Annotated in this window: 18 protein-coding genes; 4 read left to right on the top strand and 14 right to left on the bottom strand. The window is 64.7% G+C overall.

The features are described from left to right. Positions 1 to 5: 5 nt before the first annotated feature. The 11 genes from AU465_RS23295 to bcoG form a co-directional block, all read right to left on the bottom strand. The gene (locus tag AU465_RS23295; RefSeq protein ID WP_192253599.1) at positions 6 to 749 is read right to left on the bottom strand and encodes a GntR family transcriptional regulator; all 744 of its coding nucleotides are present in this window, start codon (positions 747 to 749) and stop codon (positions 6 to 8) included. A gap of 254 nt (positions 750 to 1,003) precedes the next feature. Beyond that, positions 1,004 to 1,681, bottom strand: a complete 678-nt coding sequence (rpe, locus tag AU465_RS23290; protein WP_192253597.1) for a ribulose-phosphate 3-epimerase — start codon at positions 1,679 to 1,681, stop codon at positions 1,004 to 1,006. A 130-nt stretch (positions 1,682 to 1,811) separates the two neighbouring features. Further along, on the bottom strand, positions 1,812 to 5,540 hold the full coding sequence (locus AU465_RS23285) for a DUF7929 domain-containing protein (RefSeq protein WP_192253595.1): 3,729 nt from the start codon (positions 5,538 to 5,540) through the stop codon (positions 1,812 to 1,814). Further along, positions 5,537 to 7,513, bottom strand: coding sequence for an NHL repeat-containing protein (locus AU465_RS23280; protein WP_376774888.1), 1,977 nt, complete (start codon positions 7,511 to 7,513; stop codon positions 5,537 to 5,539). The genes AU465_RS23285 and AU465_RS23280 overlap by 4 nt, the downstream gene beginning before the upstream one ends. Positions 7,514 to 7,881: 368 nt before the next feature. Further along, on the bottom strand, positions 7,882 to 8,823 hold the full coding sequence (locus AU465_RS23275) for an alpha/beta hydrolase (protein WP_192253591.1): 942 nt from the start codon (positions 8,821 to 8,823) through the stop codon (positions 7,882 to 7,884). A 258-nt stretch (positions 8,824 to 9,081) separates the two neighbouring features. Then, positions 9,082 to 9,864 (bottom strand): carnitinyl-CoA dehydratase, encoded by a 783-nt coding sequence (locus AU465_RS23270; RefSeq protein ID WP_192253589.1) that lies wholly within the window; start codon positions 9,862 to 9,864, stop codon positions 9,082 to 9,084. After that, positions 9,857 to 11,935 carry an acetate--CoA ligase family protein gene (locus tag AU465_RS23265; protein ID WP_192253587.1) on the bottom strand — a complete coding sequence of 693 codons (2,079 nt, stop codon included), beginning with the start codon at positions 11,933 to 11,935 and terminating at the stop codon, positions 9,857 to 9,859. The genes AU465_RS23270 and AU465_RS23265 overlap by 8 nt, the downstream gene beginning before the upstream one ends. 65 nt (positions 11,936 to 12,000) lie before the next feature. Then, the gene (locus AU465_RS23260) at positions 12,001 to 13,164 is read right to left on the bottom strand and encodes an acyl-CoA dehydrogenase family protein (protein ID WP_192253585.1); all 1,164 of its coding nucleotides are present in this window, start codon (positions 13,162 to 13,164) and stop codon (positions 12,001 to 12,003) included. A gap of 4 nt (positions 13,165 to 13,168) precedes the next feature. Then, complete coding sequence (locus tag AU465_RS23255) at positions 13,169 to 14,284, bottom strand: carnitine 3-dehydrogenase (protein WP_192253583.1); 1,116 nt, start codon at positions 14,282 to 14,284, stop codon at positions 13,169 to 13,171. 2 nt (positions 14,285 to 14,286) lie between these two features. Further along, positions 14,287 to 14,910, bottom strand: coding sequence for an HD domain-containing protein (locus tag AU465_RS23250; protein ID WP_192253581.1), 624 nt, complete (start codon positions 14,908 to 14,910; stop codon positions 14,287 to 14,289). Between the two features lie 15 nt (positions 14,911 to 14,925). Beyond that, positions 14,926 to 15,843, bottom strand: a complete 918-nt coding sequence (gene bcoG, locus AU465_RS23245; protein WP_192253579.1) for a 3-dehydrocarnitine:acetyl-CoA trimethylamine transferase BcoG — start codon at positions 15,841 to 15,843, stop codon at positions 14,926 to 14,928. A 137-nt stretch (positions 15,844 to 15,980) separates the two neighbouring features. Between bcoG and AU465_RS23240 the strand changes: the two genes are divergently transcribed. After that, a complete protein-coding gene (locus AU465_RS23240; RefSeq protein ID WP_192253577.1) occupies positions 15,981 to 16,961 on the top strand; it encodes a GlxA family transcriptional regulator in 981 nt (326 codons plus the stop codon). On the opposite strand, the gene AU465_RS23235 is transcribed toward AU465_RS23240, so the two are convergent. Together AU465_RS23235 and AU465_RS23230 are read right to left on the bottom strand one after the other, a co-directional pair. Further along, positions 16,942 to 17,703: a TIGR01458 family HAD-type hydrolase gene (locus tag AU465_RS23235; protein WP_312891304.1), complete on the bottom strand. Its 762-nt coding sequence runs from the start codon at positions 17,701 to 17,703 to the stop codon at positions 16,942 to 16,944. The genes AU465_RS23240 and AU465_RS23235 overlap by 20 nt on opposite strands. A 106-nt stretch (positions 17,704 to 17,809) precedes the next feature. Then, the gene (locus AU465_RS23230; RefSeq protein WP_192253573.1) at positions 17,810 to 18,013 is read right to left on the bottom strand and encodes a hypothetical protein; all 204 of its coding nucleotides are present in this window, start codon (positions 18,011 to 18,013) and stop codon (positions 17,810 to 17,812) included. Between the two features lie 420 nt (positions 18,014 to 18,433). On the opposite strand from AU465_RS23230, the gene AU465_RS23225 reads away from it, so the two are divergent. After that, a complete protein-coding gene (locus AU465_RS23225; RefSeq protein ID WP_192253571.1) occupies positions 18,434 to 18,754 on the top strand; it encodes a hypothetical protein in 321 nt (106 codons plus the stop codon). A 9-nt stretch (positions 18,755 to 18,763) separates the two neighbouring features. Further along, positions 18,764 to 21,205, top strand: coding sequence for a tetratricopeptide repeat protein (locus AU465_RS23220; protein WP_192253570.1), 2,442 nt, complete (start codon positions 18,764 to 18,766; stop codon positions 21,203 to 21,205). Between the two features lie 34 nt (positions 21,206 to 21,239). Here AU465_RS23220 and xylA read toward each other — a convergent pair whose 3' ends face one another. Beyond that, the gene (gene xylA, locus AU465_RS23215; RefSeq protein WP_192253568.1) at positions 21,240 to 22,565 is read right to left on the bottom strand and encodes a xylose isomerase; all 1,326 of its coding nucleotides are present in this window, start codon (positions 22,563 to 22,565) and stop codon (positions 21,240 to 21,242) included. Between the two features lie 112 nt (positions 22,566 to 22,677). On the opposite strand from xylA, the gene AU465_RS23210 reads away from it, so the two are divergent. Beyond that, complete coding sequence (locus AU465_RS23210) at positions 22,678 to 23,040, top strand: nuclear transport factor 2 family protein (RefSeq protein ID WP_192253566.1); 363 nt, start codon at positions 22,678 to 22,680, stop codon at positions 23,038 to 23,040. Positions 23,041 to 23,075 lie beyond the last annotated feature (35 nt).

Genomic DNA, 23,075 nt, shown 5'->3' with positions numbered 1-23,075 from the left:
GGCAGCTATTTGCGGCCGCGCGCGGCCTTGCCTGCCCGAGCCCTCGGATCGTAGTCCTGGTTGAGCCGCGCCATGCACATCTCTGCCGTCAGCCGGTAGTGACTGAGCAGGGCTTCGACCGCGCCGTCGGCGTCGCCGTCCAGCGTCCGCTCGGCAATCGTCCGGTGCTCGCCGAGGTCGTCGCGTTCGGAGCCCGGGCCGCGCTGCGAGATCAGCCGGTAGCGGGAGGCCTGGTCGGAAAGCTGGTCGCAAAAGCCGATCAGCCAATGCGACCGGCAGGCCGAGATCAGCGCGCGATGGAAGGCGCGGTGCAGCGTCTCCCATTCCGGATTGTTGGTTGCCGGGTCGTTGGGCTGGCGCCGCTCGGCGCGCGCCAGGCGATGCAGGGCGAGCACCAGCTGCTCTTCCCATTCCGCCGTGCGATGGGCGATGGATTCGCGCAATGCGCGTTCTTCCAGCCAGCAGCGCGTGCGGGTCAGCTCCTCCAGCTCCGCCGCGCTCACCGGCATCAGGAAGAAGCCGCGCTGGTCATGGCGGCCGATCAGGCCCTCGGCGGCAAGGCGGTTCAGCGCCTCGCGCACCGGCGAGGCCCCGGCGCCATAGCGGGAAACGACCCATTCGACGCGCAGCTTGCCCTCGGCTTCCAAAGCTCCGCGCAGCAAATCCTCGCGGAGCTGGTGGTAGACCGAACTGGCCAGCGTGCTCTTGGCACCCTTGCCTTCGCCCGTATCGGCGTGCCCGTCTGTCAACTTAACACCTGTTGCTTGCCCCTGTTTGCCAGGGCCCCTCGGCGAAGCAAATACCGTACATGTATCATACATCCGGGCACCGTCGTCTCAAGCGGAAGATGACGATATTCGACTTTAAGACAGGGGCGGGCTATTTATCGATTAAGTAAGTCTACGCAGAAAAAGCTGAGGTTTAGAACCAACTTGATGAATTGACTGACGGTTCGACACCCGTACGATCATGCAACTTCGGCTGGAATTGCAGGACGTCATCTTTAATTGGCGGCCTTGTCGGCTGCTGAGCGGATTGCCTCGATATTTTCCCGATAGGCTTCGACTGTGCCGCCCTTGAAGATGGCCGCGCCAGCCACCAGCACATCGGCGCCGGCGGCCGTCACCAGCGGCGCCGTTTCCGGGGAGACGCCGCCGTCGATCTCGATGCGGATCGGGCGGTTGCCGATCAGCGCCTTCACCCTTCGCACCTTGTCGACGATCGCCGGGATGAACGCCTGGCCGCCGAAGCCGGGATTGACGGTCATGATCAGGATAAGGTCGAGCCGGTCGAGCACATATTCGATCGCCGTTTCCGGGGTCGCCGGGTTGAGCGAGACACCTGCCTTCTTGCCGAGGCCCTTGATCGTCTGCAGCGAGCGGTCGAGATGCGGGCCGGCCTCGGCATGCACCGTCATGCCGTCGCAGCCGGCCTCGGCGAAAGCCGCCAGATAGGGGTCGGCCGGCGCGATCATCAGATGGCAGTCGAAGAAGGTTTTTGTCCGGTTGCGGATCGCCTTGATCACCGGCGGGCCGAAAGTGATGTTGGGCACGAAATGACCGTCCATCACGTCGAGATGGATCCAGTCGGCGCCGGCGGCCGCGACCGCCTCGACCTCGTCGCCGAGCTTCGAGAAATCCGACGCCAGCACCGACGGCGCGATCAGGGTCTTTTTGCTCACGGCCTTGCCCTTTTGTTCCAGACGCAAATGTCAGGACTGACTAGAGGAAGATGCTGGAAAGGGGAAGCAGCGGACAAGAAAAACCCGCCGGATTGTTCCGGCGGGTGTCTTCGTCCTGAGCCATCGGAAGTTACGGCTTGAAGTTCTGGATGTTTGCGCCTGCCGGGTCCTGCAGCATCCGCCTCGGCTGGCGCTGCGGGACCAACTGCTGCAGGATGTTCGGATTGAGCAACAGGTTCGGATTGATCTCCAAACCCGGTCGCTGGCGGATCGGGAAGCAATCCGGATACCGTCCGGTCGTCCCGACCGGGCAGCGCCGCCTGATGATCGGCTGGCAAATGCCGTCGATCATCTGCGAGCCCGGGGCGCACTCGGCGTCAACCCTGCGGCATGCGCCGTCGATCACTTCCGTCCCGCGCGGACACACACAGGCGCCGCGCTTGTTGAGGATCTGGCCGCGGATGGAGCATGCCTGCGGCTTCCTGACCGGCGCGCAAACCTTGCCCCTCACCTCCGTCCCCTTCGGGCAGACGCAATCGCCATCGGCATTGCGCACCTGGCCGCGGATGCGGCACTGGCTCGGCGGCTGCCTGTCGGGCACGCAGGCCTTGGCGGCGCGGTCGAGATGCGTGCCCTGGGGGCAGACGCATCCGTCCTGTGTCGGCACGGCGCCGCGGATCGTGCATTTCGGCGGAATGACCTGGCAAACGCCGTTCACCAGCTCACCGCGCCGGCACACGCAATTGCCGTCCTGGTCGCGGTACTGGCCAGGGCGCAGCGTGCATTGCGGTTCGGGCTGCTCGCTCTGCACGCACCTGCCGTTCTCCAGCTCCGTGCCGCGCGGGCAGACGCAGCGCCCGTCCTCGGTGCGGATCTGGCCCTTGAGCAGGACGCAGCGCGGCGGCACGGGCAGCGGCTGCAGTTTACCGCCGCCGGAACTGCATTGGCCATTGCGGAAGGTCGTGCCCTCCGGGCAGGCGCAGCGTCCGGCCGAGTTCAGCACCATGCCGTTCGAGCACTGGTTCTTCACCTCACGTTTGATGGTGAAGGGGTGGCAGGCATAGGCCTTGCCGCGATCGCCCTGGGCGTTGGTCGGGGCGCGCGACAGCACGTCGCCGCCGCCCTGCACCGGTGTGTTCGGCGAAAGCACGCCGACGCAGTTCTGGCCGCTGACCGTGCCCTGCAGGTCAGCAAGCCGGCCATCGTCGGGGAGGATCACCGTGACGTGATGCCTGTGGCTTTCGCCGGCACCCAGCGTCAGCTTGGCGATGCAGGATGCAGGCAGCGTCGTCGGCTCCGGCGAACAGCCGAAGGGCGGGTCGATCGCGGTGATCCGAACGCCTTCCAGGCGGCCAATGCCGTCGATGCCGACCGCATCACCGATGCGGACCGGACCGGAGAGGGCGTCCGGACCATCATTCGTGATGGTGATCTCGAACGAGCAGGGTTCTCCTGGCCGGCACTTGGCATCGCCGGTCTTCTCGACACGGATGGTCGAGCCGCCGCCGCCCTTCGCGCAAGCCTGGCCGATCGGATAGACGATGTCGTCTCCCGGCGCCGGCCCATAGGAGCCGCGCGCGCAGTTCTCGAACGCGCCATTGCCGCTCACCGTCACGTCGAAGTGCCGGCTCGTTCCGGGCGTCATCGCGGCGCCGGGAATCTGGCACGACAGCGTGTTGGCGGGCACCGCACCGCAGTTCCAGTCCGCGCCGTCAGGGGTCAGGCTCTGGATAGCGACCGGCGCTCCGCCCGCTATAAGCGTCGCGGCATCGTTGACCCGCACCGGACCGGCGGGGGCGGCAGTGCCGGCGTTGCTGACGGTGATGCGGCAGGACACGAAAGCCGCGCCGGCAAGCGAGCCCTCGCACGTCTTGGTGATGCGCAGGCCGGGCTGGCCGCCGTTCGGATGGCGGATGCGTTCGCTCGCGCAGGCCTTGTTGTTGGCGAGGTCGACCTCGCCGGGAATGGCCTTCACCTCGGCGCAGTTCTCCACCGTGTCCGGCCGGTAGTTTGCCGGCATCACCGCGTTGACGACGATCGGCGTCGAGGCGCCCGGAGGCAGCGAGATGCCGGCATTGTCGCAGCGGAACTGGCCGGGGCCGTTCGGTCCGCAGGTCCAGGGTGGGCTCGGCCCGAAGGTAGACGAGGCCGGTGCGCCGCCGGGATAGCTGTCGATCACCGTCAACGGCCCGTGATAGGTATTGGTGCCGTTATTGATGATGTCGATCACGAAGGTACAGGCGCCGTCCGGCGTGCAGACCGGGACGCGGGCGCGCTTCTTCAGGATAAGGTCGACCTTCTTCTCGACCGGAGGCTGGCATTGCGGGTCGCGATCGCCACGGCGGCAGATCGGGATCGAGGCGCAGCCGCGGTCGTTCTGCTGGCTGCCGAACAGCGGCTTGCCGCTGGCCTGGTAGTCATAGGCCGCGCAGTTGCGCAGCGCGCTGCCCTGCCAGCCGCCGGCCGGCTTGAAGCCGAGCTTGAGGACGACGGATGCGCCGGGATTGAGTGTCGTCACCGGATAGGTGCAGGTCATCGGCGTCGTCCCGGGCACGCAGACCCACGGCGGGTTTGGTCCTGCGGACAGCACCGAGCCGGCCGGCAATGTCACCTCGTCGAGCACGATCTTGCCGTTATAGGGCGCGTCGCCGACATTGGTGACGGTGATCGTGAAGTCGCAGCCGCCGGCCATCGTGCAACGCGGCACCCCGGCCCACTTCTCCACCTTGAGGTCGGGCTGCTTCTCGGGCGGGCACCTGAGGTCGCGTGGGATGACGATGTCGATCGTCTGCGTGCAGCAAAGGCTCCAGCCTTCCTTCGGCCCGGCATAGGTCTCGATGCCGGTGACGACGAGATGGATGGCCTCGCCGGGCGAAGCGCCGACAATCTTCCAGTTCAGCACGCCACCGCCGGCAGGCACCTGCTGCGTGTCGGGGACAATGGTGATGCCGGGCGTCGTCGTCGACACCTGCACCCACTTGCCGCCCATCTCCGGGCCGACCGGCATGTGGTAAATGAAGGCGCCGCCGCCAGGCACGCAGTCGACGGTGCCGCGCTCGACCTTGAAGCATTCTTTGCCGGGAGGCGGAGGCGGCGGGTTGCACTTGGTCAGGTCGATCGTGATCGAGGTCTTCACGCCGGTGAGGAAATCGCCGTCGTCGGGCTTGCCCGGATCCTGCGAGGGAATGGTGGTCGCCGGACCGCCCCTGAAGGCCACTTCCATCAGACCCTGATTGTCGACCGTCGCTGGTGCGGGAAAGGCGGCATGGTCTATCTTGGCCGTGATGCGGAAAGTGATCACGCGTTCGTTCGCGGTGCCGACGCCGTCAAGGTTGGAAGCGCTGATCCGGAAGTTGGAAACGCTCGCCGTATCGTTCCGGCTGGCCGATGTGCTGATCGAAGCAGCGGGCAGCGGCCCGCCTGAAGCGCTGGTGCCGTCGCCGACGACATCGACGCTGACGATCTGCAAGCCGTGCGGCAGCTGGTCCTTGAACTCGAGCCTTGTCGCTTTCAGCAGGGCCGCCACGCTTGGCCGGTCGAAGTCCTGCGGGTCGCCACGGATGCCGAAGCTCAGGACATACTCGACGGAATCGCAGCTTCGCTGGCCGCCCTTCTTGGTGAAGAAGGGTATGATCCGCCCGAGCTCCGGATTGATGCCGTGCGGTTCCGGATTGGCGGTCTGGCCGGTCGCGGCCGGAGCCTTGTCTTGGGCAAGCGCCGGCAATGCCGGCATCATGGCGACCGCGACACCGGCCGCCATCAGCCAGCGCGCCCCGCGCCTGGCGTATGACAGGGGTTTCATGATCGTCTCCATGACGGTTTTGCGCGAGGCGAGGCGGGAAAGGGCGAGATCGCTCATCTGTCCCTCCTCGGCGCTTCGCAACTGACGGCCGGCGTTCTGAGCGGCAGCGTCATCTTGCAGCAAGGATAGTAGCCACCCTTGTCCTGGTCGGACTTCCTGTAGAAGCAGAGCCCGACATTGACGGTGTCGCCCGGATTATGGCCGGTGATGTCGATCGTGTACGGCTTGCCCGGCGCATGCGACACGGGGGAGGTCACCCCGACGCCAGGTGTTTTGGACAAAGCCTTGATCGAATCGCCGCCGAAGCCGGCATGGTCATGGAGATAGAGATCGGCCTGGAGCCCGCGGGGCGTGCAGAAATACTGGACGTCCTCGACATCGAGGCAGGGAGGCAAATTGCCGGGCGGCGGGAAGTCAGGCGGGTAGAAGGGAGCCAGATAGCCGCCGGGAATTTCCTCATAATGGCCGGCACGGCCCTCGCACGGCCGCCAGACCCTGACGTCGCCGACATGGCCCTGGACGTCCGGGTCTTCGAAATAGCCGTCGAAGTCGACGAACCATGAGCCGAAAGGCGGCACGTTGGCCGGCTTGACCAGCGCGCTCGGCGTCACCTGCACGCCATGCACGGCGAGCGGTCCGCCCGCGGCTAGCCGCTCGGCAAGCTCGGGATTGTCGCGCAATTTATCGCCGGTGTTGAGCACCGTGTCGGTGCACACCGAGTTGTCGAGGTTGCCCTCGGCATCGTAGCGGTATTGCAGATCGACGCCGCCGGCCGACTGGCGATTGCCCTGCGGGAAGCCGATCGCATATTCCTGCGGCACCTCGATCCAGACCGATTCCGTCGCCGGATTGTCCGGATCCTCGCGCTGGTAGCGAATGACCTCGCCGTTGCCGGAATCGGCGAAGCGGCCGTAGTCGTAGCGGTTCTCGACCGCGCCGCGCTGGGCGAGGTACATGAAGCCCTTATTGTCGAAGGCGATGTCGGTGACGGCATAGTCCTTGTCGGCCTTGACCGTCAGCTCCCAGCGCGGATCGCCGGCAAAGCTTCCGTCGCTCGCAATGCCGACCGACCAGATTTCGGCCTTCTCGCCGACGGAATAGTAGAGCCGGCCGCCATGATAGGCGACAGCCCAGACGCGACGCGCAACCTGCGTATAGCCCCATGTCGCGGGGTCTTCGCTATCGAAAGCGGCGGCCTGGATGTTCATGACGGCGCCGTCGTCGGCGACCGGGGCGAGCCCATGCGCGGGACGCCCGGCAACGCCATGATCGAAGCTGTCGATCAGATTGCCCTCGACGTCGATGCGGTGGATCAGGCCGGTGTCGAGGTCCGACGCGAAGAACTCACGATGGGTTGGATCGAAGGCGAGGTTGCCGATGCCGGGACCGCTGTTGGTGTCGATATCGGCGAATTTCGATACGGCGCCGGTGATGCCGTCGATCTTCCAGATCGTGCCCGGGCCGCCGCCGTTTTCGATGCCGAACTGGCCGTCCATGAAGGTAGCGCCCGCGCTACCGCGGCGCTGCCGCTCGGGGCGCCCGTCATCGTCGGCATCCGGCGTGACGATCTCGACGCCGTGTAGCGAGGTCGCTGCCGCATAGAGGTTGGGGATGCCCGAAGGCATGCCGTCGCGCACGCCGTCGTCATAGGTGAGGCCGAACACCTCGCCGATCTGGCCGGCCGTCACCTCGAAAGGCGGCGGCGTGTAGACGAGCTGGCCCGAGGCCGGGCCGCCGAGCCGCGAGACGTCGAAAATGCGCAATGAGGCCTGCGAGGTGTCGATGAAGGTTTCTTCGACCGGGTCGACGCCGGGCGGCAAACCCTGATCGAAATCGGGAATGATTGTGCCCGGGAAGCCGGTCACCGCCATCGAGCCGGGATAGATGATCCGGGTTTCCTGGGCTTTCGCAAGGCCGCCAAGCCAGAGGCCGGCGGACAACGCCAGGGCGAGTATTCCGCCGGCTGTCGTTATCGCGCGGCGCACACCGCAGGCGCGAGAAGCCACGAACGAGCCGCGGTCGCAAAACATTGAACTCCCCCCGAAGTCTTCGGAAGAACCATCCGTTTTCGCCGCGCAAATCAGGGCAAGGCGCGGCGTTCCGGCTCGTTCGTCCCTGATCGAATTGTCTTTTTTCCGCCTGGTCACGATACGACGGCTGCCTGGCAGGGTCAACGGAATCAGCCGAAAGCCCAGCACATCGATCCCATCCCGAAGGCGATGGTCGCGCCGGACTCCTGTTGCTCCCGGAGGCCCCCGAGTCTCTGGGTTTCTGGTCATTGTGGCTCCTTTCCGGCGCATGCCAAACGGCGCCTGGCCGTCAGTCGCAGGCTGACGCGGAAAGGTTCAATGCATGAGAGGCGCGGGGGCGGAACACATGCCTTTGCCGCCAGGGAGGATCACCAGGTCCACTCGCCCCCGCCGAGCGCCGACACCGCCTCGACGATGCGGGTGAAGCTCGACCGTGCCCGGCCGACCGTGTGCCGGGCTCTCAAATAGCCGTGCACGAGCCCCGGTTCCTCGAACCAGTATGCATGCCCGCCGGCCGCGACGACGCGGTCGCGATAGGCCTCGCCGTCGGACGACAGCGGGTCGCATTGCGCGGTGATCAGCACGGTCGGCGGCAGGTAGGCGAAATCGGCATCGGCGAGCGGATACAAGGTGATGTCGCCGGTTCGGTCCACGCCGCCGGTGCGGATATGCTTGTAGAACTCGAGATCACGCACCGTCAGCATCGGCGCCTCGGCATGCGTGACATAGGAGCCGCGCGAGCGGTCGCCGCCAAGGCTGGGATAGATCAGCACCTGGCCGACCGGCTTCTTCACATGGCCGCGCGTCGCATGGGCAACGGCGGCGCAGAGATTGCCGCCGGCGCTGTCGCCGCAGAGCAGGACCGGGCAATCATAGGTCGAGGTCGCCCACTCGAAGGCGTTCATGACATCGTCGAAAGCGGCCGGATGCAAATGCTCCGGCGCGAGCCGGTAGTCGACGGAGACCACTTCGTAGCCTGTGCGGGCGCAAAGCTCGGCGCAGACATCGTCATGGCTGTCCAGCCCGCCGAGAATGAAGCCGCCGCCATGGACATAGAGCACCATGGCAGCCTTGTCCGGCGCCGCGCTGCGATAGATGCGGATCGGGATACTATTCCACGGCGCGGCTATTGCCATCGTTTCCGCCGTCACGCCCTGTGGGTAGCCGGCGAAGAACTCGCGGCACATCCGGTCGTAGATTTCACGCTGCTGGGCAATCGTGTGGTCGATCGTATCCGGCGGGCAATAGGAATTGGTCTTCTCGATGAAGGCCCAGGTCTCGGCGTCGATGGGGGTCTTGTAGTCGGTCATGGCGCGTGGACTGGCTGCAAAGGTTGAGCCTGGGCGCCCCCCTCTGGCCTGCCCGTCCTCCGCAGCAGCTGCGCTGCAGCTACGGAGGGTGGACCGGCCTTCTCCCCCTCAAGGGGGGAGATTGGATGTCTTTTCGGCTTTCGCCAATTTTCGACGTTGCTAAGGAGGCGCCGGCGAAGCATCCGCCAATCTCCCCCCTCGAGGGGGAGATGCCCGGCAGGGCAGAGGGGGGTGGGACGCGCCGTCATCTTCGCAGTGTCACTTCCCTTTCCACACAGGGTCGCGCTTTTCGGCGAATGCCCGGAACCCTTCCATATTGTCCTCCGAACCGTAGAGGATATCGACCGTCGGCAGCTGCCGGCGCGTCACCTTGTTCATCGCCTCCTGGAAGGTCAGCGCTTCGGCGACGCGCGCCGTCTCCTTGATCGCGGCGAAGACTAGCGGCGGGCCGCTGGCGAGCAGGCGTGCGATCTCCCAGACGCGATCCTCGAGCTTCTCCGTGGGCAGCACCTCGTTGACCAGGCCCCAGCGATGCGCCTCCGCCACATCCATCCAGCGGCCGGTGAGAAGCAGGTCCATCGCGACGTGATAGGGGATGCGCTTCGGCAGCTTGATGGTCGCGGCGTCGGCAAGCGTGCCGGCGCGGATCTCGGGCAGCGCGAAGGAGGAGTGGTCCGAGGCATAGATGAGGTCGCAGGACAGCGCCAGCTCGAAGCCGCCGCCCACCGCCATGCCGTTGACGCAGGCGATCACCGGCTTGTTGAGGTCGCGCAACTCCTGCAGCCCGGCAAAGCCGCCGATGCCATAGTCGCCGTCGACCGCGTCGCCCGAGGCCGCCGCCTTCAGGTCCCAGCCGGCGCTGAAGAACTTGTCGCCGGCGGTCTTGACGATGGCGACGCGCAGGTCCGGATCGTCGCGGAACGCCTTGAAAGTCTCGCCCATCAGCCGCGAGGTCTTGAGGTCGATGGCGTTGGCCTTCGGCCGGTCGAGCGTGACTTCGAGGATGGTGCCTTCGCGGCGGGTGGTGATGACGTCAGCCATTCTTCTTTTCTCCAAGCACCAGCAGGGCGTCGGCGATCCAGGCGCCCTTGCCTTCGGCGCAGACGATCAGCGGGTTGATGTCGAGTTCCTCGATCTCGCCTTCATTCTTCTGCACGAAGTCGGCAATGCCCGAAATCGCAACGATGGCGGCCTGGGCGTCGGCCTTCGGCCGGCCGCGATAGCCTTCCAAGAGCGGATAAAGCTTCAGTCCACGCAGAGCAGCTTCGATGTCGTCGCGCGTCGCCGGCAGCATCAGGGTCACGCTGTCGCGCAACAGCTCGACCAGCACGCCGCCGGTGCCGAGCGTCATCACCGCGCCGAACATCGGGTCGCGGGTGAAGCCGACGATCAGCTCGGCGACGCCGTCGCGCACCATGCGCTCGGCATAGAGGCCGGTGCCGAGCGGCAAAAGGTCATGCGCCGCGTTGCTGACGGATTCGGCGTCCTTGAGGTTCAGCCGCACCGCGCCGACTTCCGACTTGTGGGTCACGCCCAGCGCTTTCAGCGCCACCGGGAAGCCGAGCGCCATCGATGAGATCACCGCCTCGACCGCGTTGGAAGCGCGTTCGCCTTTCGGCACCGGCAGGCCCGCCTTGATCAGCCTGTCCTTGGCCTCGGCCTCGTCGGGAGTGACGTGGCCGCCATCGGTCGCGCCGGCGGCCGTGGTGTCGACCGGCTGCGCCTGCGGCTCGCGCCAGGCCCAGCCGATGAAGGCCGCCGCCTGCGCGGCATCCAGGGCCTCGGAAATACCGAACAACGGCACCATGCCACGCGCCATCAGCCCGGCCGTGTATTCCTCAGGCAGGTTCTCAGGGAGCGAGGAGACGATCGCGCCCTGCGCCCTGTTGGTCTTCAGCGCCGCCTCGAAGGCGCGCAGCGTCGCCCACCAGTCGGTGTCGGAGCAGCGGTCGGGGCGCGGGAAGTCGAGCACCAGCATGTTGAGGTCGAAGCCGCCCGACACCATGGCGGTGAAGGTGGCCGTCATCGCCGGCTCGTTGTTCCAGATGAAGGTGTGGTAGTCGAGTGGATTGGCGACCGCGACCAGTGGCCCGAGCGTCGATTTCACATGCGCGCGATGCTCGGCGCTCAGCGTCGGGAAATGCACCCAGCGCCCTTCGGCGCTGTCGGCCATCACTGAAGCCTCGCCGCCCGAGCAGCTCATCGACGACAGCTTGTAGCCCGGCAGCGGCCCGGTGATGTGCAAGAGCTTCAGCGCCTCGATGAAGGCCGGGATGGAATCGACGCGCGCAATGCCCAGCCGCTTCAGGAAGGCGCCCGAGGCGGCATCGGAACCGGCCAGCGAGGCGGTGTGCGACACCGTCGCCTGCCGCGCCTGCTCCGAACGGCCGACCTTCATGGCGATGATCGGCTTCTTCAGCTCACGCGCCCTGGCAGCCAGTCGCTCGAAGCCGGCCACGGAGTCGAAAGCCTCGATATGCAGGCCAAGCGAGGTGACGCGCTCGTCCTCGATCAGCCCGAGCGCCATTTCGGAAAGGCCGGTCTGCGCCTGGTTGCCGGCCGTCATCAGGAAGGCGATCGGCAGGCCGCGCTTCTGCATCGTCATGTTGATGGCGATGTTGGACGACTGCGTGATGATGGCGACGCCCCTGCCGCCTTCAGCCAATCTTATGCCGCCGTGCTGGTCGGGCCAGAGCAGCGCGCCGTCGGCATAGTTGATCAGGCCGTAGCAGTTCGGACCGATGATCGGCATCTGGCCCGCGGCGGCGACGAGCTCCGCCTGCAGCCGCTCGCCGTCCTCGTCATAGGCCTCGGTCTCGAGGAAGCCCGCCGCGAAGCAGACGGCGCCGCCGGCGCCACGTTCGGCCAGCGCCTTGACGACCTCGATGGTGAGGTGACGGTTGACGCCGACGAAGGCAGCATCGGGCGCTCCGGGCAGATCGGCGACGGAGCGATAGGCCTTGCGGCCGGCGACCTCGTCCTTGCTGGGGTGCACCGGCCAGATCTCGCCGGCAAAGCCCATCTTGATCGATTGCGCCACGACGGCGGCGGCCTGCGCCCCGCCGAACACGGCGATCGATTTCGGGCGCAGGAGACGTTCGAGTTTATGCATGGTCATCTTTTCGTTTGAGCGCGATCTCTTCCAAAAACCGGATCCCGGCTTGTGGCGATCATGCTCTAAGCGCCGAACGGGCGCAGCAACGCCCGCGAAATAATATGTCGCTGAATCTCTGAAGTGCCTTCCCAGATGCGCTCGACGCGCGCGTCGCGCCAGATGCGCTCCAGCGGCAGGTCGTCCATCAGCCCCATGCCGCCATGGATCTGGATGGCTTCGTCTGCCACGAAGGCGAGCATCTCGGTGGCCTTCAGCTTGGCCATCGCCATGTCCTGATCTGTGACGGTGCCCTGATCGTACTTCCAGCCGGCTTCGAACACCATCAGGTCGGCGGCCTTCAGCTCCGTCGCCATGTCGGCGAGCTTGAAGGACACGCCCTGGAACTTGCCGATCTGCTGGCCGAATTGCTGGCGCTGCGCGGCAAATTCGATGGCATGCGAAAGCGCGCGCTCGGCACGGCCGAGGCAGGTGGCGCCGACTTGCAGGCGCGTGGCGCCAAGCCAGGAATTCGCGACCTCGAAGCCCTTGTGCACCTCTCCCAGGATCTGGCTCGCCGGCAGCCGGCAATCGTCGAATTCAAGGATCGAGTTGGTGTAGCCGCGATGCGAGACATTGCGGTAGCCGTCGCGCACCGAAAAACCCTTGGTGCCCTTGTCGACGAAGAAGGCGGTGATCTTCTTGCGCTTGCCGCGCGGCGAATCCTCTTCGCCCGAGGCCATGAAACAAATCGCGAAATCGGCAATATCGGCATGGCTGATGAAATGCTTGGTGCCATTGAGCACCCAGTCCGAGCCGTCCTGAACGGCGGTCGCCTTCATGCCGCGCAGGTCGGAACCGGCGCCCGGCTCCGTCATCGCCAGGCAGTCCCACTTCTCGCCGCGGATGCATGGGAAGAGGTACTTTTCGCGTTGCTCCGGCGTGCCGGCGAGCAGGATGTTGGATGGACGCGCGACACAAGTCCAGTGCAGCGCGTAATTGGCGCGGCCAAGCTCCTTCTCGTAGAGCAGCCAACTTACCGTATCGAGGCCGGCGCCGCCGACATCGGCCGGCATGTTAGCGGCGTAGAGCCCGGCCGCGATCGCCTTGGCCTTGATCTCATCGATCAGCTCGCGGCGCAGCACGCCGGTGCGCTCCACCTCGCGCTCATGCGGGTAAAGCTCGTTCTCGACGAAGGCGCGCGTCGTCTCGACGATGAGCTTTTGTTCCTCGGAAAGACCGAAATGCATCGCCTCAGCCCTTCTTCTTGCTCTTCTTCGCCTTCTCAGCCTTTGCCGGCTTCGCGGCCTTCTTCGCCGGCTTGGCCGCCTTGGCCGTTGCGGTAGCCTTGGCTGGGGTCGGCTTCTTCGCCGCCAGTTTGGCGAGCTGCTTGGTATAGTCCTTGTGCAGCGCGCCGGCGCCCCAGCCCTTGCCCTTGTTCTGCTTCGACAGCGCCTCCATGATCGCGACCAGATTGTCGTCGCGGATCTTTTCCAGCTCGCGGATCGACAGGCCGTTCGCTTGCTCGTCCGACTGCGTGGCGATCAGATCGACCAGCTCGTCGTTGAATTCGGGCACATCCATCAGTTTGGTCCACGGCCATTTCAGGCAGGGCCCGAACTGCGCCATGAAGTGGCGCATGCCGGCCTCGCCGCCGGCGACGCGGTAGACCTGGAACATGCCCATCTGCGCCCAGCGCAGGCCGAAGGAATAGCGCATGATGTCGTCGAGTTCCTCGACGGTGCAGATGCCGTCCTTGACCAGCCACAGCGCCTCGCGCCAGGCCGCTTCCAAGAGGCGATCGCCGACGAAGGCCTCGATCTCCTTGCGCACCACCACCGGCTTCATGCCGATCGAGGCGTAAAGTTCCTTGGCGACTTCGATCGCCTCCGGGAAGGTCTGCAGGCCGCCAACGATCTCGACCAGCGGCAAAAGGTAGACCGGGTTGAACGGGTGGCCGACGACCAGCCGCTCCGGATGCTTCTTCATCGCCACCTGCATGTCGGTCGGCTTGATGCCGGAGGTCGAGGAGCCGACGATGGCGTTGGCCGGTGCGTGCAGGTCGATCTCGGCCAGCACTTTGTGCTTGAGGTCGAGCCGCTCCGGCACGCTTTCCTGGATGAAGTCGGCATCGGCGACCGCCTCGGCGATCGTCTTGGCGAAGGTGAGCTTGCCTTCCTTGGGCAGGCCGCCGGGCAGCATCTGCTTGTAGGCGCGGCGCGCGCCCTTCATCACTTCGCCCACCTTGCGTGATGCTTCGGGATCGGGATCGAAGATCGACACGTCGATGCCGTTCAAGAGCAGCCGCGCCACCCAGCCGGCGCCGATGACACCGCCGCCGATGGCGGCCGCCTTGTTGATGATGCTCATGATCAGGCTCCGGTTCTTGTCCTGGCTGTTTCGGGATCGGTAAGCGGCACGCGCTCGCCGGCGCGGATCACCGCCGGGTCGTAGGCCTTGCGCGCGAAGACGTCGAGCACGAAAGGCCGGAAGAATTCGATCGGCAGCGTGTCGTAGTCGGGATCGAAGCTCGACTGGTCCCAGCGCTCGCAGAACTGGTCGCAGTCGTCGAAATAAAGGTGGCCTGCGAAGCGGTCGCGGGCATGGCGGTTGCCGCCGAGATGATGCGCGTAATAGAGGCGCTGGAAATCGCCGTGCTTCTCCACCACCCAGGTGCATTGCTCGCGCACGAACGGCTTCAGGATCGTCGCGGCATATTCGTCATGGTTGTAGGGCGCGTAGATATCGCCGATGTCGTGCAGCAGCGCGGAGACCAGCCAGTCGCTGTCGGCGCCGTCGTGCCAGGCACGCGTCGCGGCCTGCAGCGAGTGGCCGAGCCGGGTGATCTTGTAGCCGGAAAGGCCCTCGTCGAGCTGCACGAGTGCATCGAGCAGCCGGTCGCCGGTCCTGGCGGCATAGTCGATCTCGTGCGCGGTCAGGAATTCATAGTCTTGCCTGTCGCCGTCCTTCATCGCCGTGAATTTGACGGTTGTCATATCCGACCCCCCGAATCACGCGGCGATCGGCGCCCGCTTGGTAAGGTTGAGCTTCTTACGCACTTCCTCGGGCCCAAGCACGCGCGCGCCGAGATTGGTCACGATGCTGGCGGCGCGCTCGACGAGCTGCGCATTGGTGGCCAAAACGCCTTTGTCCAGCCAGAGATTGTCCTCCAGGCCGACGCGGACATTGCCGCCGGCGAGCACTGCGGCCGCGACATAGGCCATCTGGTTGCGGCCGATCGAGAAGGCCGACCAGTTCCAGGTTGACGGCACGTTGTTGACCATTGCCATGAAGGTGTTGAGGTCGTCCGGCGCGCCCCACGGCACGCCCATGCAGAGCTGCACCAGCGCATCGGGGTTCAGCACCTTCTCCTCGACCAGCTGCTTGGCGAACCACAGATGTCCCGTATCGAAGGCCTCGATCTCGGGCTTTACGCCCAACGCCGTCATCATGCCGCCCATGGCGCGCAGCATGCCGGGCGTGTTGGTCATCACATAGTCGGCCTCGGCAAAATTCATCGTGCCGCAATCCAGCGTGCAGATCTCCGGCAGGCACTGGCGCACATGCTCCATGCGGTTGGTGGCGCCGCCCATGTCGGTGCCTTTTTCATTCAACGGCAGCGGCGCCTCGGGCGAGCCGAACACCATGTCGCCGCCCATGCCGGCGGTGAGGTTGAGCACCACGTCGACATTTGCCTCGCGGATGCGCTCGGTCACTTCGCGGTAGAGATGCACGTCGCGCCTGGGCTTGCCGGTCTCGGGGTCGCGCACATGGCAATGGACGATTGCGGCACCCGCCTTGGCGGCCTCGATCGCCGAATCGGCGATCTGCTTGGGGGAGCGCGGCACATTCGGGCTGCGGTCCTGCGTGCCGCCGGATCCGGTCACGGCACAGGTAATGAAGACCTCACGGTTCATCGCGAGCGGCATCGTCTTTCCTCCCAAATTAAATCAGCCATCCATGTCGACCAAAAAGTCGGAAACCGGCTTTGGTATGACGACATGCGCCGAAGCTGACCAACAATGCCCGACTTGCCGGAAACTGTTTTGCGTTTTACGAAGGCCTCATGACTAAAAGCGAAAAGCCGACGATCTTTCGCGCCGAACGCGAAACGCTCAAGGTGACGTTCCTGGTGTTCTCGGGCTCGTCGATCATGTGCGTGGCCTCGGCGGTCGACCCGCTGCGCGCCGCCAACCGCATCTCCGGCGAGACATTGTTCGACTTCAAGCTGGTCTCGGTCACCGGAGAGGCGCCGGTGACGACTTGCGGCCTGCCGGTCGCGGTCAGCGGCCGCTTCGACGCGGCCGAGCCCACCGACATGTTGGTCGTCGTCGCCGGCTTCGGCACGCAGAACTATGCCACTTCGGCATTGCTTGCGGGTTTGCGGAGGGCGGCGCGTGCGGCCCGCGCGTGCGGCGGCGTCGAGGCCGGCACCTGGCTGGTGGCCCGCGCCGGCCTGCTCGAAGGCCGCAGCGCCACAACCCATTGGGAAGATATGGAGGATTTCTCCGCTGCTTTTCCCGGCGTCGACGTGCGGCCGGACCGCTATGTCATCGACGGGCCGGTCTTCACCTCCGGCGGCGCTTCGCCGACCTTCGACCTGATGCTGCATCTGGTCCGCACCCGGCTCGGCATGGCCACAGCGCTCGACGTGGCGAGCGTCTTCATCTACGACCAGGCGCGCGCCGCGACCGACGCGCAGCCGCTGGTCTCGCTCGGCAGGCTCGACGGCTATGATCCAAGGTTGGCGCAGGCGATCCGGCTGATGGAAGCGCATGTCGACCAGCCGCTGACCATCGACGCGGTGGCCAAGCGCGCCGGCGTGACGGCGCGGACACTGGAAAGCATTTTTCGCAAGTCGATCGGCGAGACGCCTGGCGCTTACTATCTGAGGCTGCGGCTCAGCGCCGCCCGCCGGCTGGTGGTCGACACGCGTATTGCCATGGCCGACATTGCGGGGCGAACCGGCTTTTCCTCCGCCCCGGCATTCTCCAGAGCTTTTTCCCGGGCTTTCGGCGAAGCGCCGGTCAGGCTGAGGCGCGGCTGACTATCCAGTCGGTCGCCGCCGCGAGATCGTCGACGATCGCAGTCGGAGGCGGCTCGAAGCGTGTTTCATCGCCCGCGCGGTACTTGCCCGTCCGCACGAGCAGCGCCGCGCCGAGCCCGGCGCTGAGCGCGCCGGCAATATCGCTCTCCGCATCGTCGCCGACCATGACCGCATCCGCCGCCGGGCAGTTCAAACCGGAAAGCGCCGAAAGGAAGAAATCCGGCGATGGCTTGCCGAGCACGACAGGGCTTCGGCCACTGGCGAATTCCAGCGCCGCGACGAAGGCGCCGGTGTCGAGGCTGAGCAAGCCGTCGGCATCTTTGAAGGTGCGGTTGATGGCGAGCGCCACGAAATCGGCGCCGACGACGAGTTCGCGGAAAGCGCGGTTGAGACTGGCGTGGTCGAAGGCCTCGCCGGCATCGCCGACGACGACGGCGCGTCCGCTTCCACCTTGCAGCCCGGAGAACTCGACCTCGAGGTCGGGATGGACGAGCAGATGCGGCCGGCGGCCATGCTTGCGCAGCCATTCGACCGCGGCACGCGCCGGCGTCAGCAATTCCTCGTCCTCTACCTTGATACCCATCCCGGCAAGCTGGGCGATGATTGCGCTGCGGGGCGCGCGTGTCGTGTTGCTGACAAAACGAAGCGGCAAGTCTGCGTCGCGCAGACGCTCGATGGCCGCGACCGCGCCTGTTATCGGGGTGTCGCCATCATAGACGACACCCAGAAGATCGAGCAGCACCGTGCGTATCATCGATGCAGGATGGAGAAACGGTCTCCGTTCGTCAAACCAAGGAAAAATCGGGCCAAGGAAGAATCAGGCCACGGAAGAATCAGTGACGGAAGAATCAGGCTGCGTCTCGGCCTTCGCCGACGATGCGCGAGCGCATGCTCCTGACAAGCGCCGTTTCGAGCCGCGCGGCGACCGCGCGATCCCATTCATTTGTCTTGCGGGCGCCGTCTTTCGAATACGGCAGCGCCATCAGCCGATCGATGATCGAACCAGCCTCGCTGGGAGAGAGCATGGCGTCGATTTCGCGCTCGTGCTGCATACGTTTCGCCTCCTTCTTTCCTTCCCGCCGCATGTCCACACTATAGGAAGTCCGTGACGGCTGTTTGAAGGCAAGAGCGGGGCGATTGAGGGGCAGCGCGGGGCAGAACCTTGTCGGCGTCACTCCGGCGCAAAGCTGGTTCGCGCACCGGTTCAGTCAAGGTTGGAGGTGTCTCCAGTCGCCTTTTGATAGGACGGTGGTGAAAGCGTCGCCTGTCTCGGGTTGATCCTGCCCCCTCCGCGGAAGGCAGAGTAGCGGCAGCTTTCAGCAGCAGATATCCGGCCAGATCGTGGGTGAAACTTCGCGCCATGGCATCCTGGCTTGATTGCGACAATTGTTTGATGTTTTGTGGTCTGCTTCACAGACTGCAGTGTATTCTTCGCGTAGCGAAAGCTGTTGGGGTTAGCATCGGAGCGGACTATGGATGCCGCAGTGCTGAAGGCTGTTGGGCAAGTAGCCGGAATCGGTGGTCTTGCGTTGGGGGTATTCCTCCTCCTTTTCCGCGAGATTATCCGTAAAAAAATCTTCCCCAAACTGCCGCCGGCCGAGGCCTATAGGCTTCTGAGACTGATTGTCATCGCGGTGTGGTCGGTGGCTGTTGTGGGCATCGCTGCTTGGGTCTACTCCGGCCAAGGTTTGGCAAAAGCTGCGTCTGCTGATCACGGCAGCATTGCCGTAGGCGGCGATATTTCTGGGGGATCTACGGTCGAAAACAAGGGTGGCGGTGACACGACGAAGTAGGGCATCGCCATGCGGATTACCGCTACAGCAGTCGCGTTGACGTTCTTCCTCGAGGGTTGGTCGCCTACCCCAGCGGAGGCGCTCGGCGACACAGAGGCCCAGAACTGCGCGGTCGCGATTGCCGGCTCGGTCAACGCCAGCCAGATCTCCAACGTCTGCGGTGTCCCGCCGGAAGTCTTGGCGGCGATCGTCAAGGAGTTCTCGGAAGCCAGGAAGGCCTATCAGGATACGAACAAAACGCTTCAGGAGTTGGCCGACGAACGCAGGCAAACTGTCGACAATGTCCGGCAAGCGCTCGATCTGACAAACGGCCAGATACGGGCCGCTTTCGAAATCCTGGGGGAGACGAACGTCCCCTCCGAGCAGCTTGCGAGAAAATTGGCCGAGATTGCGACAAAGTTCAAAGACCTGCAGTCGATAGCTGCGGCGCAGCCAGGCGACACGCTGGAAGTGATTTCGCTTAAGCGCCAGGCCGAGGCGGCGACCAAAGCCGGCGAACTTGACAAGGCAGACGCACTGCTTGCCGATATCGATGACAAACAGGCCGAGGCCCAAGACAAGCTTGCGGCAAACCGTGCAACCACGCTTGCCAACCGAGGCGACCTGGCGCTCGGACGCCTGCGCTATCCGGAGGCAGCGAAACACTTCGCGAATGCGGCGAGCGCGATTCCAGAGGGGCAAGCCTATTCAGAGCAGCGTCGTGATTATCTTCGGCGGGAAGCTTCGGCGTGGTACCATCAAGGAGAGGAGTATGGAGACAACTCGGCGGGTGAGACAGCGGTTGCACGAGAACGGCGTCTGCTAGATTTCACCCCAAGGTCGGAATTGCCGCTCGACTGGGCAACAACGCAGAACGATCTTGGGGTGTCGCTTTTCGCTCTCGGCGAGCGCGAGAGCGGCACGGCGCATTTGGAGGAGGCCGTGGTTGCCTACCGGGCGGCGCTGGAAGAAAGGACCCGCGAACGGGTTCCGCTCGACTGGGCGCAGACACAGAGCAATCTCGGCATCGCATCCTGGGCCATCGGCGAGCATAGCGGCGGGACAGACCGCTTGGAAGAAGCAGTCGTTGCATTCCGGGCGGCGCTGGAGGTGGAAACGCGGGAGCGGGCGCCATTTGCCTGGGCGCAGACACAGAACAATCTCGGCGTTGTACTTAGGAGCCTTGGTGCGCGCGCAGGCGGGACGGCGAACTTGGAACAGGCAGTTGCTGCTTCCCGCGCGGCGCTCCAGGAATGGACTCGTGAGCGGACGCCTCTAGATTGGGCGAGGGCCGAGGACAATCTCGGGCTGACGTACTGGGTGCTCGGCGAACGCGAGAACGACGCGGTTCGTCTGAAAGAAGCGGTCGCGGCCTTCACTCAAGTGTTAGGGGAATGGACACGTGAACGCGTACCCATGCGCTGGGGCGCGGCGCAGAGCAGTCTCGGCAATGCGCTTCGGGCACTTGGCGAGCACGGCGATAACGCAGCAAGCCTCGAGGCAGCGGTCACTGCCTACCGCGCGGCGCTGCAGGAGTTGACTCGCGAACGGGCGCCGTTCGACTGGGCGACTACACAGAACAACCTTGGCAGCGCGCTTGTGTCCCTCAGCAATCACGAAGCCGGCACATCTCGGCTCGACGAGGCGATCACCGCCTTTAACGCATCGCTACAAGAATGGACCCGGGAGCGAGAACCCCTGCGATGGGCAATGGCTCGGTTCAATACCGCAAACGCGCTGGTGGCTCTGGGCCGGCGCCAACAAGACATGGCGCAAGTTGAGAACGCCATCCCGATATACCGTGAGGTTCTGGAGGAGTGGACGCGAGAACGCGTGCCGCTCGACTGGGCTCAGGCCCAAACTGGTCTCGGTGGAGCGCTCGCCATCCTCGATGCGCACGGAAATGACACAGCCTTGCTGCAGGAGGCGGTCGCAGCCTACCGCTCGGCGTTAGAGGAAGCGACTCGCGAACGGGCGCCATTCGTTTGGGCGACGACACAGGCGGCTCTTGGCGAAGCACTGTGGATGTATGCAAAGCGGACGAAGGGACCGAAAAGCCTCGAGCGCGGAAAAGCAGCGCTCGCCGCTTGGCGGTATAGTCAACTGGTGTTCACGCGCGAGCAACAACCGGAGCGATGGGCGAATATCCAAAATTCGATCGGGTACGGGCTGGTCATAACCGGCGAATGGGAAAACGATGTTTCCCGATTTGCGGAAGCGGTCCCGATCCTGCGTCAGGCACTCGCAGTGCAACAGAAGCAGCACGTAACCGTGAGTGTCGCGGCCACGTCTGACAGCCTGTGCCGTGCGTTGCTGGACATAGGTGATCGGAGCAAGGACCGCTCCATCCTGCTGGAGGCCAGACAACTTTGTGAGGACTCAGTCAACGCAAGGAAAGGCGCCGGGGCCGACACAACCGAGACCGACGGCAATCTGGCCACAATCGCCGCCGCGCTTAAGTCCCTACCCTGAGCTTTCAGCCGATGCGAAAGCACCCCCGCCGGTATCACACATAACGGTTGACGATGTTTTCCAGCAATTCCTGGCGGCCGGAACGCGGCTGTGGTTCGATCTTCTTCTTCACCACGCGCTCGGCGATCTCTTCCAGCGTGCGCTTGCCGGAAAGCATCGCCTTGCCTTCGGCCGTGTTCCAGCCGGCATAGCGCTCGGCGAGCGGAGCCGACAGCGCCTTGTCCTCGATCATCTTCGCCGCCGCCTTGAGGCCGCGCGCGCAGGCATCCATGCCGCCGATATGGCCGATCAAGAGATCCTCCGGGTCGAGCGACTGGCGCCTGAGCTTGGCGTCGAAATTGGTGCCGCCGGTCTTGAAGCCGCCGCCCAGCAGGATCTGGTAGTAGGCCAAGGCCATTTCCGGCACGTTGTTGGGGAACTGGTCGGTGTCCCAGCCGGACTGGTAGTCGTTGCGGTTCATGTCGATCGAGCCGAAGATGCCGAGCGCATTGGCCAAAGCCAGCTCGTGCTCGAAGGAATGGCCGGCAAGGATAGCGTGACCCTGCTCGATGTTGAGCTTGACCTCCTTCTCCAGCCCGAAGCGCTTGAGGAAGCCGTAAACGGTGGCGACATCGTAGTCGTACTGGTGCTTGGTCGGCTCCTGCGGCTTCGGCTCGATCAGGATCGTGCCCTTGAAGCCTATTTTGTGCTTGTAATCGACGACGAGGTTGAGGAAGCGGCCGGCCTGCTCCTGCTCGCGCGCAAGGTCGGTGTTGAGCAACGTCTCATAACCTTCGCGCCCGCCCCACAGCACGTAGTTCTCGCCCTTCAGCCGCTTGGTGACGTCGATGCAGCTCTTCACCGTAGCCGCCGCATAGGCGAACACGTCCGGATCGGGATTGGTGGCCGCGCCCGCCATGAACCGGCGGTGCGAGAACATGTTCGCCGTGCCCCAGAGCAGCTTGACCCCGGTCTGTTTCATCTTGGCCGAAAAATAATCGGCGATCTCGTCGATGCGCGCGGCACTCTCGGAAAAGTCCTTGCCTTCCGGGCGCACGTCGGCGTCATGGAAGCAGAAATAGGGGACGCCGAGCAGCGAAAACATCTCGAAGGCGACGTCGGCCTTGAGCTTGGCCAGCTCCATCGAGTCGACACCGCCGGGCTTGGCGAACCAGGGGCGGTCGAAGGTCTGGCCGCCGAACGGATCGCCGCCTTGCCAGGCGAAGGAATGCCAATAGGCGACGGCGAAGCGCAGATGGTCTTCCAGCCGCTTGCCGCCGACGATCTCGTCCGGATTGTAGTAACGGTAAGCCAGCGGATTGGTCGAATCCGGCCCCTCATATTTGATCTTCTTGATGTCGCCGAAAAATCCGCTGCTCATGGCTTCCTTTCTCTCCGAATGCTTCCGCCCGATTACCTCAGGCGTAATTGGTTTCGCTCGTCTGTGGGGCGAAAAGGGTCATGTCGAAACGATCCAACCAAGGATGAAGACAATGACCGACCTCAACACGATCGCCCGGAACTACATCACCGCCTGGAACGAGAGCGATGCGGTGCGCCGCAAGGCCTTGCTCGTGGCTGCTTTCACCAGCGACGTCAGCTATCGCGATCCGGTCATGCAGGGCGATGGCCACGAAGGCGTCGCTGCGCTGATCGATAGCGTCCAGCAGCGTTTCGCCGGCTTCCGTTTCTCGCTGAAGGGTGAGCCGGACGGTTTCGCCGACCGCATCCGCTTCTCGTGGAATCTGGGGCCCGAAGGCGCAGAATCCCTCATCGAGGGCACCGATATCGGCGTCATCGAGAACGGCCGCCTGAAGAGCGTCACCGGCTTCCTCGACAAGGTGCCGGCGCAGTGAGATAGCTTCGTCAAAGTGCGGTGGAGAACGCCAAT

This window comes from Mesorhizobium silamurunense, from assembly GCF_014843905.1.
Classification (GTDB): domain Bacteria; phylum Pseudomonadota; class Alphaproteobacteria; order Rhizobiales; family Rhizobiaceae; genus Mesorhizobium; species Mesorhizobium silamurunense.
This window is presented reverse-complemented; position numbering and strand designations above follow the sequence as displayed.

Excerpts from the sequence above, each read along its gene's own strand:
- AU465_RS23285 (WP_192253595.1), bottom strand. The coding sequence starts at position 5,540 with ATGAGCGATCTCGCCCTTTCCCGCCTCGCCTCGCGCAAAACCGTCATG.
- AU465_RS23280 (WP_376774888.1), bottom strand. The coding sequence starts at position 7,513 with ATGTTTTGCGACCGCGGCTCGTTCGTGGCTTCTCGCGCCTGCGGTGTG.
- AU465_RS23275 (WP_192253591.1), bottom strand. The coding sequence starts at position 8,823 with ATGACCGACTACAAGACCCCCATCGACGCCGAGACCTGGGCCTTCATC.
- AU465_RS23270 (WP_192253589.1), bottom strand. The coding sequence starts at position 9,864 with ATGGCTGACGTCATCACCACCCGCCGCGAAGGCACCATCCTCGAAGTC.
- AU465_RS23265 (WP_192253587.1), bottom strand. The coding sequence starts at position 11,935 with ATGCATAAACTCGAACGTCTCCTGCGCCCGAAATCGATCGCCGTGTTC.
- AU465_RS23260 (WP_192253585.1), bottom strand. The coding sequence starts at position 13,164 with ATGCATTTCGGTCTTTCCGAGGAACAAAAGCTCATCGTCGAGACGACG.
- AU465_RS23255 (WP_192253583.1), bottom strand. The coding sequence starts at position 14,284 with ATGAGCATCATCAACAAGGCGGCCGCCATCGGCGGCGGTGTCATCGGC.
- AU465_RS23250 (WP_192253581.1), bottom strand. The coding sequence starts at position 14,910 with ATGACAACCGTCAAATTCACGGCGATGAAGGACGGCGACAGGCAAGAC.
- bcoG (WP_192253579.1), bottom strand. The coding sequence starts at position 15,843 with ATGCCGCTCGCGATGAACCGTGAGGTCTTCATTACCTGTGCCGTGACC.
- AU465_RS23240 (WP_192253577.1), top strand. The coding sequence starts at position 15,981 with ATGACTAAAAGCGAAAAGCCGACGATCTTTCGCGCCGAACGCGAAACG.
- AU465_RS23230 (WP_192253573.1), bottom strand. The coding sequence starts at position 18,013 with ATGCAGCACGAGCGCGAAATCGACGCCATGCTCTCTCCCAGCGAGGCT.
- AU465_RS23225 (WP_192253571.1), top strand. The coding sequence starts at position 18,434 with ATGGATGCCGCAGTGCTGAAGGCTGTTGGGCAAGTAGCCGGAATCGGT.
- AU465_RS23220 (WP_192253570.1), top strand. The coding sequence starts at position 18,764 with ATGCGGATTACCGCTACAGCAGTCGCGTTGACGTTCTTCCTCGAGGGT.
- xylA (WP_192253568.1), bottom strand. The coding sequence starts at position 22,565 with ATGAGCAGCGGATTTTTCGGCGACATCAAGAAGATCAAATATGAGGGG.
- AU465_RS23210 (WP_192253566.1), top strand. The coding sequence starts at position 22,678 with ATGACCGACCTCAACACGATCGCCCGGAACTACATCACCGCCTGGAAC.